At 43.6% G+C, this 14,255-nt stretch carries 10 protein-coding genes; 1 reads left to right on the top strand and 9 read right to left on the bottom strand.

Annotated elements, in window-relative coordinates; all coding sequences use genetic code 11:
- Position 1: 1 nt before the first annotated feature.
- Entirely contained in the window at positions 2-3,820 is a 3,819-nt protein-coding gene (locus tag WAE59_RS03675; RefSeq protein ID WP_337854579.1) for an SIR2 family protein, read from the bottom strand.
- A 663-nt stretch (positions 3,821-4,483) separates the two neighbouring features.
- On the opposite strand from WAE59_RS03675, the gene WAE59_RS03670 reads away from it, so the two are divergent.
- A complete protein-coding gene (locus WAE59_RS03670; protein ID WP_337854578.1) occupies positions 4,484-5,383 on the top strand; it encodes a type IV toxin-antitoxin system AbiEi family antitoxin domain-containing protein in 900 nt (299 codons plus the stop codon).
- Here WAE59_RS03670 and WAE59_RS03665 read toward each other — a convergent pair.
- The 8 genes from WAE59_RS03665 to WAE59_RS03630 all read right to left on the bottom strand — a co-directional run bounded on the left by WAE59_RS03665 (position 5,380) and on the right by WAE59_RS03630 (position 14,255).
- Positions 5,380-6,273 (bottom strand): nucleotidyl transferase AbiEii/AbiGii toxin family protein, encoded by an 894-nt coding sequence (locus WAE59_RS03665; RefSeq protein ID WP_337854577.1) that lies wholly within the window; start codon positions 6,271-6,273, stop codon positions 5,380-5,382. The two genes, WAE59_RS03670 and WAE59_RS03665, sit on opposite strands and share 4 nt — an antisense overlap.
- A gap of 457 nt (positions 6,274-6,730) precedes the next feature.
- A complete protein-coding gene (locus WAE59_RS03660; protein ID WP_337854576.1) occupies positions 6,731-7,966 on the bottom strand; it encodes a hypothetical protein in 1,236 nt (411 codons plus the stop codon).
- Between the two features lie 73 nt (positions 7,967-8,039).
- Complete coding sequence (locus tag WAE59_RS03655) at positions 8,040-9,791, bottom strand: hypothetical protein (RefSeq protein WP_337854575.1); 1,752 nt, start codon at positions 9,789-9,791, stop codon at positions 8,040-8,042.
- Between the two features lie 6 nt (positions 9,792-9,797).
- Complete coding sequence (locus WAE59_RS03650; RefSeq protein WP_337854574.1) at positions 9,798-11,054, bottom strand: aminotransferase class I/II-fold pyridoxal phosphate-dependent enzyme; 1,257 nt, start codon at positions 11,052-11,054, stop codon at positions 9,798-9,800.
- 135 nt (positions 11,055-11,189) lie between these two features.
- Positions 11,190-11,840, bottom strand: a complete 651-nt coding sequence (locus WAE59_RS03645; RefSeq protein WP_337854573.1) for a hypothetical protein — start codon at positions 11,838-11,840, stop codon at positions 11,190-11,192.
- 107 nt (positions 11,841-11,947) lie between these two features.
- The gene (locus WAE59_RS03640) at positions 11,948-12,805 is read right to left on the bottom strand and encodes an RteC domain-containing protein (protein ID WP_337854572.1); all 858 of its coding nucleotides are present in this window, start codon (positions 12,803-12,805) and stop codon (positions 11,948-11,950) included.
- A gap of 32 nt (positions 12,806-12,837) precedes the next feature.
- The gene (locus WAE59_RS03635; protein ID WP_337854571.1) at positions 12,838-13,164 is read right to left on the bottom strand and encodes a hypothetical protein; all 327 of its coding nucleotides are present in this window, start codon (positions 13,162-13,164) and stop codon (positions 12,838-12,840) included.
- A gap of 2 nt (positions 13,165-13,166) precedes the next feature.
- Positions 13,167-14,255, bottom strand: a complete 1,089-nt coding sequence (locus WAE59_RS03630) for a metallophosphoesterase (protein ID WP_337854570.1) — start codon at positions 14,253-14,255, stop codon at positions 13,167-13,169.

Below are 14,255 nucleotides of genomic sequence, written 5' to 3'. Positions count from 1 at the left end.
TTCATCCAGCTTCATCTTTTTTCTTCACCGATCTGCGGTAAACCAACTGCCGGACGTTATTAAACCTAGAAGTTTTCGCGCTTTCAAGCCACCAGTTTATAGCTTCATTCTCAGGATCGAAGGGTTGAATTCCATAAGCAATCAATACTAGTTTTTCTTCAACAAATGCCACGTCTCCGTCAACGAGCGGGTTTAACCAGTATTTTCGGAGGATGCTAATGACAGCTTCCTTCATTCCTATGTAAGTAAGCAACTCTGTACTCCGATTTAGCCATGCCGCCACATAACTTATACTAGCTTCTAGGGCTGGTTCTGCTTGCATGACGCATTTATTCACCACTAGCTGCAACAAATTAAAATGATATTCCCCATTATTATACATCTCACCCAATGCGCTCAGCGCCCAAACCACATCTGCACTTTCGGCACTGAGTAAGCCGTCTTCTATCGAATCATAGTTTACCGTGTCGCTGTAGATCTGGGATGAAAGCGTTCTGCATTCTTCAAAACCCGGTAATTCCGAAAGCTCAGGCTCAAAACGTTTTAAAAACCAGTGGATTTCCTGGATCAATACATTGAAATTAAAAAAGTTGTCTCTAGTCCTATGCTCTCCGTGAAATTCAATGAGCGATTTGTGCATAGCTTCAAATAGGCTGCTGATTTCCTCCTGGGTCCAGATAATTCCTTCATCTGATTTTTCTCGTTCAGCACTGAATTGACTGATTTGTATCGGATCCGAACTCGTCCAGCTTTTAACATCTACACGGCCCGTATCCCATAAGCGTCTATTAGTTAAAATTGCACTTTTAATCGAATCGACCGTTTTCGCATCATCTTTTGCGTATAAATACAAATACCGCCATGCGCGCGAATCCATAATTTGTGCAAAATCAAATGTTTTGATTTTCTCGCCGATATTCACGATTTGGCTTGGTTTAAGTAACCTTCGAGTATTGTTCAATAAATAAAGGTGGTCCAGTTTGTCAAATCCCAGGGAATCGATAAGCTTGTCAATATATGCTTCGTTTGCATAATCATTGGCAAGTCGCTTATAGTGCACATTTCTGTCCAGATAATACGTATAGTTAATTCCGTTTTCACCTTTCCCTTCAACTGTATCACGGAAAACATCTTCCAGCACTTCCCGAATATTTGCCTCCTTTTCCAGATATTGAAAAGCAAAATGACAGAGTTCACTCATTTGATTCAGATGGGTTTCAGCGAAAGCACTACCGTCATTCACACTTTTTCGCCAAAGTGACATGAATGGCTCCTCCCAAATTTTTGGACTGACTCCCTTCAGCATACGAGATAGAAACAACTCAATATGATTGTTATAGGTCTCTGGTGCATTTGGTATGGCTTGTAGCAAATTTTTGGCTATTGTATTCAGGACTTCAGTTTCAAGCACATTACTGAAAGCATATTCTTCTCCAAGGCGCTTTAAGTAGTTGGCATCGCTGAACTGCAAGCCATAAAACAAAAATGCATGGGGGTAGGCTTCAAATCCCAATCTGCTGATTTTGTACCATTTCTTTTCAGATAACCATACCGTACTCCTGACACGAAATTGAAAGCCGGAATGACTAAGCAACATGAGATACTTCAGCGCATGCTCCTGGTTTCTCATTGAACTATTATTTTTTCCTCTTGCCACGGAATACCTGCCTGCGCCTCTTGGCTCCGGGCGGTCCCGGTCCTTCTCAATTTCCTCTAAAAGGTATTCAAAGTTTTTGTACAATGGGTTGAATCCCGCCTGTTCGTAAGCTTGGCGCAAACGTGTTAGTTTACTGCTGGATGAGTAATCCGTTGCTAAGGTTAAAAATCTGAGGTGTTCAATCAGGTGAAGTCGTTGTTCTGCACTAAATTTGTTATGGGATTTAAGCTGATCTTCCAATAACACCTTGGCCTTATTTGCATCAAATAAGGATAAAAAGCCTGCTTTGATATTCACTTCTGAAACATCCGGCTCCCAGGTTTCTAAAAATAGTTCCAATTCATCAAAACTGAAACTATATGCCAATCGCAACAATTTGTGAAAGCCTGTGGCATTTGTCGATTCTTTTTCAAGTGACATCGCGTGATCCAGACCCACAAGGTCGTCAATTTTTGAGATGACTGCCTCTTGAGTTCTTAATTTAGCTATCCCTGTCGGTTCCATTGCCTGGCTAATGGGCAAATAATAATCCTGAAGCGCGTAGGTCAGTAAATTAGCTAGATCCTCATTAATTTCTTTATTCGGATGTCGCCTGTTATCATAATAAAAAGTGTTGATTAAGTTTTGCTGCCCGTAGGTTTCTCTAAAATCAGGCACAGAAATTTTATGTCGTATCCTATCAAGACGGTCAACTCTTTCTTGGACGCTGGAATGCTTAACCCAGAATTTCTCGGGCAGCCTGATATTTTTCCAAATGTCTTTCCACTCTGTTTCATTGGATAAATCCACACTCGATACTACAGGTTTGATTTCATCATGATTTCCAATGTAATTCAAAAACAAATCCAGTGCTTCCCGGATTCCATATGCAGAGTTGGATTTCGAATGGAGATCGTTTACCATAATTTTTATCACCTCTTCACTGGTGACCGGTATGCGGATGATGTTGTAATTTTCATAAAATAGTAACCGATCCGCAGGAGTTTCCTCTGTATTTACATCAATGAGGTAAATTTTGTAAGATTTATCAGTCTGCGTTTCTTTTGTACGCTTTAGGATATCTCTTACCCATCCAATCCAGGCATGAAAATTAGGGTCATCTCCAGAAAAGCCGATCAGGCAAAAAGACTCCTGCAATAATGAAATTCGCATCAACTGAGTAAATGCCTCATGTTTCTGAGGATAAGTTTCATAGTCTTCCCTGGAGATGACATATTGCTTTTTATTATCGCCATCAAATTCGAAGATGTGTTTTTCCTTTTGCTCAGGACTTCGGAGTGATCCGTGAAGTTTAATGATATTGTTATTTCGCTTTAACTTTAGGGACGTGGCCTCCGTCACTACATTATAGCAATTTGGAATTGCATTCTCTTTGAGTTTAATTAACGATCTCTTTAATTCTTTGCTGGAGAAAATTCTGCTTCGCTCCTCCCTTAAAGCTGTGCGCCTATCACTTATCAGTACAGATTTAGCAGTGGAACCATCGGGTCTTGGTATTTCATCGCTATCTGAAGCACGAAGTATGTCTGTGCTTTCAGCAGCCTCTTGCTGATCTAAAACTTCATTTTCCTTAGTAATTTCATCTAACCGGCGATCTAATGCCTCAATTTCTTTTGTGAGAGTTTTGATTTCTAACAGCAATCGGCCATATTCATCTTCGTCTATACAAAGCTCCAGCAACTGGTCATAATTGGTAGTGTATATATTGTTCCAGGGAAGTGAGACAATAGCCCTGTGAAGGCCCAGGCATTCATCTTTCACCTCTTCCTCCTGATTTCCAATTGCCATCCACAATCTCTTTTCCTGATCGGTTCTGATATATGGAGTCCGCGCTTCTATGTAGGTAGCAATTGATTCTGTATGATTGGTACGCAGAAAATCCGAAACCACATCAAGGTAACCACGTTGTCTAATGATCTCATTACATGAGTTTCTGACAAAAGAACCCTTATCTAATCGCTTTCCTTTTAAAAGCCTGGCTGTCTCAAAGAATTTATCATTAATTTCTGATCGGTATTGTTCATGAACAAGATCCTGCAAAAGTTCATTCCATGTTGGAAATTTCCTGCTCGCATTTTTACTGAAGCCAGAGCCTACCATTACAGAAATATTTTTATTAGCTAATTTGGATCTGAGTGCTTCGAGGTGTTTTTTATAATCCATAATTGAGAGTATATGGTAAATATATGCAATACTTAATCAATCGATAAACCTTACAGTTGTAGCCCTGGAAAATAATCCTGATACATTTACGTGCTGAAATAGAGTCTGCTATTGTCGAATATTGTTTGATAGCATCAGAAACGCGCTTGACTATTTGATCTTGCTTAGGATCAATAAGTAGATCACATCTCTCATTCCAAAGCCATTTCTTTGTAATTTAGAATCAAGCAAGCTTCATATTAACAGAAAAATCATTATATTCGCTATACTAAAGTATATATACTTTAGTATATTACGTCACATAATCACACTCTTGCCTCACAATTCATTTATAGTTATGATCATTGGCACTTGACATTGTGAAAAATAAACATTAACTTCGTTATACTAAAAGTATATATACTTTTAGTAATTATGATCACATCATTTTTATGAGTTGCCTGACAATATAGGTAACTACTATATCGTCTAATTAAGTTCCTCAATTACATTCTCCGCAATAATAATAATCATTTGAAACAAAAAAACTAAAAAGGTGTTAAGGTATATATACCTTAACACCAAAATATACGTAACATCCTTTGCCCTACCCGGACTTGACAATGTCATAAAAAACCATTACCTTCGTAATACTAAAAGTATATATACTTTTAGTAAATATAAATGGCAGGTATATCACGCTTCAATTCTTCGCTTAAAGAGATTTCCAGATTATTTGCAGGAAGCAAAAGGTCGGTTTTCACCTATGCGGAGATGGAAGAAATCTTTGAAGAGAACAGACAAGTATGGCGACTGCCGCAATCCATGAATACAGACAGGTTCGTGTTAAGGCTAGTTGAAAAACTAAATTTCAGGGAGATTGAACTGAACTTCGCCGGGCTACAATCCCGCAGGCTTTATGCCCAGGGAAATCCTGAAAAAGAAGAAATAGCGACTGCAGCATTCCCTCGTGCTTACCTGTCACACTTCACTGCTTCCAGCATCAACGGCCTGACTGAGCAGATACCAAAAACCGTCTATCTCACGGTAGAACAGTCCGTAAAACAGCATGCCGATACCCAGGACGCGCGGAACAACCTGATACAAGAAAATATAGACAAAGCTTTCCGCAAACCGCAACGACTATCCGAAGCAGTTGCAGAATGGGATGAGGTGAAATATGTCCTATTAAGAGGGAAAGCAACCGGAAACATGGGTGTCAGGACTATTGGTGATGTAAAAAATGTACGAGTGACGGATCTGGAGCGAACGCTGGTAGACATAACTGTACGTCCCTCTTATTCTGGCGGCGTATTCGAAGTACTTAAAGCCTATCAAAATGCTGGGGAATCAGGCAAGTTCTCTGTAAACAAACTACTCAGTTATCTGAAAAGAATGGACTTCATTTATCCCTATCAGCAGGCTGTAGGATTCTACATGGAACTTTCCGGAGCATTTAAACCACAGCAGGTTGCACGGTTGAAGGAATTAAAAACCGACCTGAACTTCTATCTGGCCTATGACATGAAAGAAACGGATTACGCTGAAGACTGGAACATATATTATCCAAAAGGTATACGCTAATCCAGAATGTGCTCAAACATATCCAGCACGTAATCAAAATAAAACTCAAAGCCATTTTTAGCGGCATCTTTGTCATTGATGGTATCGACCAAACCCAAAAAATCAAGCCGGTGTACTTCTTTCATGGATCGTATCCTTTTCAGGTAATCGTAAGGAACCCTCTTAGCATCAAAAACATGCCTCAATGCTTCTTTAAAGGAATCCGTAGCAGGATCAAAAGCGGCGTACTGCGTTAAAATGTAAATGTCATAAAAATCCCTGGCCCTTGCCCGTTCCTTATCCGGTTTACTTTGTTTGAGGATATCGGTAGTGTACTCAGGTAGCTTTTGACAGAGTGCCCTTAGTTTTTCTGCAACAAGGAGTTCCGGGGCATACAATTGGTAACTGATGTGATCGATTTCTTTGGTGACCACATGCCCGCCAATGTATTCAAATTTGCTGATGTCTATGCTGAATTTTGGTGAACCACTGGGATTGAGACGAAGAGCATGTTTAGAGCGGGCAGCATCCAGATCACCGTTTATTTTTCTGAACTCTGATTCTTCAATGAGTTTAAATAGAATATTATAACCACCCCAAAAACTCTCATTTTGGGTTTGGGTACGTGGGCGATCAACAAATTCATAATCAAAACATACATAGCCATTAGCTGCAAAACCTTCTTCAAGCAGCTCCCTGATCCTTGCTGCGACCTGTTCACGGTCGGGAAAATCCTCTTCCAGCGAATAATCCAGGTCATAAGATGCGCGGTCTTCCAGGCCATAACCTAAACTAATCGCATTACCCCCTTTTAAGATCAGCAGTTCATACAGATCATCATCTGAAACCAGTGAGGTGATTACGATGCGTTTTATTTTATTGATAAGATTCAGATCAACCTGAGCGGCCATAATTTATAGATTAAATTAGTTTATCAAAGTTACTCAATTCGGTGGTGAGAATTCAGATACATAAGGATACAATTAATGCGTGTAATTGAGCCTGTTTTATATTCAAGAAAAGAAATAAACATCCTCCCCCTTTTTGAGTGGCCTTTGAAATCCGGGATTCTCAAAAAAAAGCATTTACAGTGTGGCCGATACTCAGTCTTGCTTTTTTTTCCAAGCGAGGCCTTTTTACGCATTATTTATTTGGTCAGCCACTGTCCAGTCCTGAATTTACTTGTCGTTCATCTAATTCATTAGTTAAACACTAATTAGCGATTTAATAAGCTACATCTCAAAAAAACGAGTATTAATTAGAATAAGCTAATTGAAATCATATAATCCATCGCACACTAGTCGGCCTGCAAAATTTTTCTCAGATTCTTGCTTTGCATTTACGGTGAAAAACTGACAAAGAAAAAAACTATCCTTCTACCAATTCTTCCGTCTTACTTCCCAACCCCATCATATAGCTCAGCAATTTCTCCGGATCACGTTCCCTGATCTCATCCAGGTGATACATTTGGATCTCCGAGAGGTCCAGCAGATCTGCGCAACCAGCCTCGGTAAACAAAGCAACCAATCCCTCATCTTCCTGGATCTTCAATCCCAGAAAGCCTGACAGGGAATCAATTCCCAGATACTTCTTATCCAGCCGCTCCAGTTGCGTAAGCTCCGACAACTTTTTACCCTCTGGCGTACCATCATTGGTCAGGAACAGAAAACTCCGGATCACGATCTTTTCTTCAACTAAGCTGCAGACCAGGTATCCCAGTTTTCTCTCCCACAAGCTAAACCTGACCAGTACAGAAGGCCCTTGCCGAAACCAGGTAAGCTCATTCCTTTTCAGCATTTCAAGGATCGCATGATGCACCACGCCCGGTATCAGTCCCAATCTTTCCTCCAGGCGCTGCAAGGCATGCCCCTGTATATAAACATCAAACAATTGCTCAGGCTTATACGATCTGTATCCGATGGAAATTGGAGAAAGCTTTACATATTCTATATTTCCATCAGTTTCGCTCCAGCACAATCGGACGACTTCCCTATTGATGCCGTCAAATTTTACGTTACAGCTTTCCGGTTTGATTAGTTCCGCAACAGCACTGTTATCATTTGCCATGGAATCCAGGGCAGCAAGTCCGGCTACGGAATAGACAAATACTGAACTGGACCAGTCGGTCAGCAGGATACTCATCTTATGCAAAAGAAAAACAACTTCAGCTACCGGCTTTCTTAACCATTCATCAGTATTGTACTGACCGAACAATTTTTCCAGTACCTGTATATGCGGCATAGATTCCTGTTTCATCGCACCGGTATAAATGAGTAGCCCCAACCCTTCCCTGAGGTAAAGCGATACCGGCATTTCAATCTCCTGGATGGTAGTGAAGGTCAGGCTGTTCAACTGGCTGGAAAATATCTCCTGGTAGTATTTCAAAGAATTTCTTTTTGGCGCAATACCGGGTTTGAACTTCAACTTTACCGCTGGAAAGCGATGGGCCAGCAGCCTGGCCCTGCACAGATCGCTGAATTTATGAAAATGACCAGGTCCTATCATCAGCTCACAAGCTCTTTCAAATCTGGCCAGGGCATTGTTCTTGATCTGCGCGGCCGAGAAGACCCCGGGTCTGATACTTGATTTCTTCTTCTTACTCATAATTGTAAATGCTGTAAACGGAACCGGCACCGGGCCGTCGCCTGGTGCCAGTATCCAACCAAACCGCCGGCCCTTAACGCAGGAACCGGTCAATGTCCTCTTTAATTTTACTCACGCATGCCTGTAAAGTCTGGTAGATCTCCCGCTCCTTACCATATAATTTAGAACGGACGCTGGCGCTGGATGGCCGCATCCCCCTTTTATTTTTGAAGTTATGGGATACTTTATCGGTAAACTCATCCACACTGCCCTCGGTGTACATTCCGGCATCCAGCTGCAGCTTTTGCCAGCAGGACAATTCAGCAGTATTCAAGGTTGTGTTCAGGCTGTAATCCACAATGGTGTTTTCTCCGCTAAGGGGCAAATTCTCCCCTCTCTTTTGCTCAGCAGCGATCCACTTTTGCAGGTCTTCGATCACGCCGGCCTTTCCAGGAATAAATCGCATATCTGTCCTGGAGGTCGCCTGAGCAACTGCGGTAAAGGCCTTTTCCAAAGCAATTACCCTGCTCGCTTCATCTAATCCCTTCAGTGATTTTTTGAGGGCAGCCGTGTAGAAAGCGCTGAAGCGGGTATGGTTATAACCCAGGCCGATCATCAGCTCGAACAAATCTTCCTGGCAGGTGATGAAGCCCTCTGCTTCAGAATCCAGAACGGAAAGATAGACTTTGAGGTAACGGAAATCATACCACCTGACTTCGACCTCAGGGCTGCTCAATCTGCTGATGGGAAAATAAATGGCGTCGATCAAAAACGGATCAATATTCACCTTTTCCAGCTTTTGTTTCAGGTTTTGCCAGCGCAGGTTGATCTCTGCCGCTTCGTGGATACAAAACCATTTAGGCAAAACGACCTCATCTGGCAGCACATCAAAGAAGTGCCTGATCACGGTTTTTAATACGTCCACGATCAGATCTGCATCTGGATGCTGACTGTGTTCAGGCCGGTAAAGATCTTCAATGATCTCCGAAAGTTTTGTGACCACAACTTTAAGGTAGGTGCGGATCTGGGTTTCATTATTCAGGCTGAGTACATGGTTGGGGATGGAACGTTTGAGTTTTCTGGCCTCACCCACCAGGATAATGTTGGCTGTAGCTGCCGGCTCATCCTGCGTTAATAACTGACCCACTATGGTATCCAGCGTGTCAAATTGGTTGTTCATCATAGGTATGGATTGTGATATTGTGTCATTATTGTTTGCTGCCGTACAAGCCCATCCGACCATTTGGCCTACGGTCTTTAGCAGATCGATCTGGTCTTCCTCACGGTCCAGATCAATCCCGCAGACCACGCTGTTCCGGGTTTTAGTTTGCAGCACCATGTAATAGATCCCGCCTAATAATAGCCCAACTACCATTCTGAAAGTGACATTGGTATTTTTGAAGGCTGGATCGCTAGCTTTGAATAATTTCTCTCCTTCCGCCTCACGTGCCTTGGAGACCTCGGAAATGATCGCGTTAAACTCGCTGATCTGCCAGATGATGAGTTTCTGCATTTCCGCATTGCTGTAGAAAGACCTGAAGTTCTCCTGCAACAGCACGGTAAAGGTTGCTTGAATGTCTTCAATACTGTCTACGTCGGAAAGGGTAAAGCGTTTTAAAAAGGGCATCCAGTAATCTTTTTCCCTGATGTAGGAACGCTGGAGTCCTGCAAGCCCGGTAAAGTACCTTCCGATCAGCGCCCTGCTCCGCCCACTCTGTTTAGAGATATTATTTACTTTCAGCCCTGTATAACCTTCCATTTTCAGGATGCTGCCCACAGCATTTATAAATTCCTGCATGGTAGTCAACTTGTTCTTTTTTCCTTTCTGACGCGGACGTACTGCCATAATCGCTTATTCGAAGTTCTTAATGTTTGATTTGGTGACTACCCATTCCCAGGCATTCAATACCGCATCCAGATTTTCATAGCTATGTGTAGCCATGACGCTCATCCGGATGCGGGCGTCCTTCATAGATACTGCAGGGTAGTTGATTTGATTGGTATAGATGCCAGCATCCAGCAGCAGCCTGCAGATCTGTGCATTCTGCGTAATGCTGCCGATCTTGACCGGGATGATGGCGGATTCAGTGATGCCGGTATTCAGGCCCAGACTTTGCAATCCGGATTTAAGGTAGCTTGTTTTCTCGCTGAGCTGCTGCATCCATTGTGGTTCCTGGTCCACGAGTTCAATGGCTTTGATCACACAAGCGGCAGCGGGCGTACTGGAGGCAGAAAACAAATGCTGACGGGACTGAAATTTCAAAAAATTGATCAGTTCAGCACTAGCTACCACATAGCCACCGATATGGGCGAAAGTTTTACTGAAGGTGCCTGTGATCAGGTCCACTTCCTGAAAAAGGTCATCCAGCTCAAGTGCTCCCCTGCCGGTTTTGCCGATCACCCCGGTACCATGGGCATCGTCGACCACCGAGTAAGCGCCATACTGTTTGCAGAGTGCAATGATCTGCTTAAGCGGAGCGATGTCCCCGTCCTGGGAATACACTCCGTCTACGATCACGATCATGGTGCGGTATTTTCCCTTAGAGGCCGAAAGAACCCGCTCCAGTGCAGCCAGGTTGTTGTGCGGAAACCGTTTCATGTTGGTCATCAAGCAACCTTCATAAACACTGGCATGTACAGCCTGGTCGACAATGGCCAGGTCGGCTTTGCGCAGTAAACATTGCAGGGTGGCAGAGTTGGAGGTGTAACCGGTCGTATAAATGATCGCACTGTCTCTTTTAAAGAATCTGGCGATGGCCTGCTCCATTTGTTCATGGAAATCCATATGCCCACCTATGGCCGGAGAGGCACCTACACCGCTGCCGTACTTTCTGATCGAGCTGATCGCTGCCTCCACAACCGCAGGATGCTGGGTAAAACCCAGGTAGTCATTGGAGACCATGCTGACAAAACGCTCGCAGCTGACCCCGGGAATCTGCAGGGTGATTTCCGGTCCGCAACCTGAGAGTGCCAGCTGCCGGTAATTCATTTGCCCGCGGCCTCTTTTGTAAATGGAATACTCATTGAATAATGCGGCACGTCCGAATGGATCCATGCCTTCGATGTCCTCGAAGTCCTTAAAACTTGCTTTTTCGAAATCAATTGTCATATCAGTTTTTTTTGATGCTGCGAATGTATACTTCCGCAAATTCCTCATAGGGAACATCCGCACCGATACTTATTAACATTCCTCCTGGCTCTAAAAACATAGCAAATAATTAGATTTGACCTGCAATTTCGCAGCTCAGGCAATCCGTTTTTTGACCCTCAAAGTTGCCGGATTGATCAGTCTGCCACTGGCGAAATGCGCAGCCCGGTGTTCGCGTAAAGTCCTTTCTGAAATGCGCAAGAAGGAGGCGATCATACCATCCAGCAGGACAGCGCCGGGCTCGGTCATATCGGGATAACTTTTGTAAAACTGGTAGACCAGATCTCTTCCCTTATTTTGCAGCATTCCGCGGATCCGTGCATCTTTCAGGTTGTGTATGGATACGATCAGCGTGGCAAGCTCCTGTGCTTCCGGGAAGCGCTGGTAAACTTCTTTCAACTGCTCGTAGGTGATGAAAGCGATGTAGGTCCCAGCGGTGGCTTCGATCAAAAATTCAGATTTGTTATTGAACATAAAATCAGGTCCGGCTTTGATCTCGTTCTTTTCATATATATTCAGCAGGACTTTCTTTTTTCTGATCTGGGAACTTCGGGTGATGAAACCTTCGGATATGAACATGGCGCGGGTGACCTGCTCACCGATCTGGTAGATGACGGTGTCTTCGGCATAATACTGGCCCTGGTATTTCATCACCTGCAGCAGGTGCTCATAAAATTCGGGCTTCTGAGGTTTGATCCTATCCATGATTTTAAACAGCTGTTTCAGGATGTTTTCTATGTTGTGCATGGCATTGTTAAATTGTAAAGCAGCAGCTCCATCCGGAAACTGCCGCTAATTATGAAACCTAAACTATTTTGCTTTTGGGTGCCTTCCATCAGATGATTGAACCTTGCTCATTTACCCCGGGATTTAGAGATGATGTACTCCCCGGGGACATAGCCCAGCTCCTCCTCCATTTTTTTGGAAACTGCATCGCGCATCTGGTCCAGAAATGCTAAGGGATTCATGACTTTTCGCGATTTGATGTCACTATAAATCCGATAAGGTCCCTGCACATGAACCTGGAAGCAATCTTTAAGGCATTTGAGAATGTCTGCAAGAGAGGCCCGACCATTGTTTATTTGGGCGGTCTCCTGCAATCCATAGGCGAGTTCGACCAGGTTGACCAGTTTCCCTGTCCACATCAGTTCCTCACCCCGTCCGCTGAGTTGAACCTGCTTGATCCGGCCTTCGGTGTGCCGCAAGCGGCAGATCAGATCCTCAAGCAAATGTTCATAGCCAAAAAAACGGATCCGCAGGTCATTCTCATCCGCAGAAGATAGTTCCTCATCAAATAAATTATTCCAGTGTAACTGTTGGTCTGAGGGCATATCCTCAGGCTCAAGTTCCATGAGTTGTATTTTGTGGCTCTGGTACTGAGTGGCATGACGGCTAAAAAAATGCCGGATAAAGGCAATCTGTTTTTTATAAAATTCGGCGAGTTCTCCGTCTCCGAGGATGGGCTGATGACAATATATCCAAAGCAGTTCCTTGTAGTAGAACTCCATGCCCGATATCCGGTCATGATACAGTCGATCGGCCGGCAGATCCTGATCCTGTCCAAGACAGGATTCAAAAGATTCTTCCTGCGCATTCCTGATGAGCCGGAGTGCAGCTTTGGCGTTTTCAATGGAAACTTCTGAACTGCTTAATTCCAGCTCAATTTGCTGCTGGAGTTGTTCGTAGCGTTCTTGCATGTTTGTAATGTGCATAGTGAGGGATGATTGTTTAAAGGGTGATTGATTTATGTTCTGTAGCGTATGCCCTGTTGAAAGGTTTGATTCAATTCCTGATGGGCCGGCGCGCTTTCCTGCAAAGATTTGGTGATGCGTTTCAAGCGCATAATGCTGGCCAACTGGAGCTCACTGGGATACTTTATCTGACAAAGCTCCTCCAGTTTGAGGGAAGCATTTGCGCTTAACATTTGAACCTGCTCTTTCTGGTCTGCAAATCCAGCAGCCTCCTGAAGAACCCGGTTGATGACCTGAGTGTCGATTAATTCGTGCTTTTTTATATCTGGCCGGCTCAAAACAGCGATGATGTGCTCCAATTCTGTGATTGCGTTTTCCATATTTAGCGTCCACTGGCCTTCAGTTCTGTTCTTTCTCCTTTATCATTGACTTTGTACCATTTCCCGGTTTCATATAACGCTGCCTGATGGTCATGCACGTGGTGGTTCACGTCGATACCCATTACTTTAGTGCCATAATAGAAATTCACATTCCCCGCTACGATGGTATGACCGACTACAATTCGCTTGACACCATATAACTTCAGGGTTTCATCGACCTCGGCTTCTGTAGCTTTTGGTTCCATGAAATATCCACGGTACCAGAATGGAGAACTGTTACCTGAGAAAAACATAGAGACACTTTCGCCTGCCGCTTTAATTTCGGCACTGGCCTTATCATAATACGGCCTGCTGAGCGCATTGATTTGCTGGAGTGATAAACCCAGCTCATTGATCTGAGGGGCAATACCGGCATGTGCACAGAGGTTGTCTCCGATCTTTTCGATGGTGTTTTTTGTTCTCAGCCAGCGGCCAAGTTCGGTATTCACAGTAAACAGACTCATGTAATCTAGGCCCATGAGTTTGGCACTCTCCAGATACTTGGGCTGCAGGTAACGCAAATCACCCGATAAATTCATGATGTCATGATTACCCAGGATCGTATGCAGGTAACCACCTGCTGCTTTGGCGCTTTGCTCTAGTTTGTAGATCAGCCAAATGCTTTCAGGTACGTTGGATCCCCTGTCGAACAGATCCCCGCAGATGACCATATGCCCTTTGCCAAACGTCCAATTGTAATGCTCGTCAATTATTTTACTGGAAATCAATAGCTTTCGGAAGCCTTCAAATTCTCCTTCTACGTCAGAGATGAAAAACAACTTTTCCGGTTGCGCAAATTCCGAAGGCTCTGTTAACATGTCCTGGCGCAACTTCACCTTAAAATCCCATTCCGGATGGGCCGCAAAACGTACCGGAACTTCCAATTCCCCTTTTTTAGTTAGGGGATAACCATTCCGAATCGCAGTACCCCGTACCACTGAATTTAGAACTACTGTATCCCCGCAATAAAGGACATACGGCCCATCATTCAATTCCTGAGCATTTGCTCCTATACAAAAAAGGCTTATAAAAGCTAAAATCAATTTTCTCAT

This window comes from Pedobacter sp. GR22-6 (assembly GCF_037402555.1).
Taxonomy (GTDB): Bacteria; Bacteroidota; Bacteroidia; order Sphingobacteriales; family Sphingobacteriaceae; genus Pedobacter.
The sequence above is the reverse complement of the archived record's forward strand: the minus strand, read 5'-3'. Positions and strand labels throughout refer to the sequence as shown.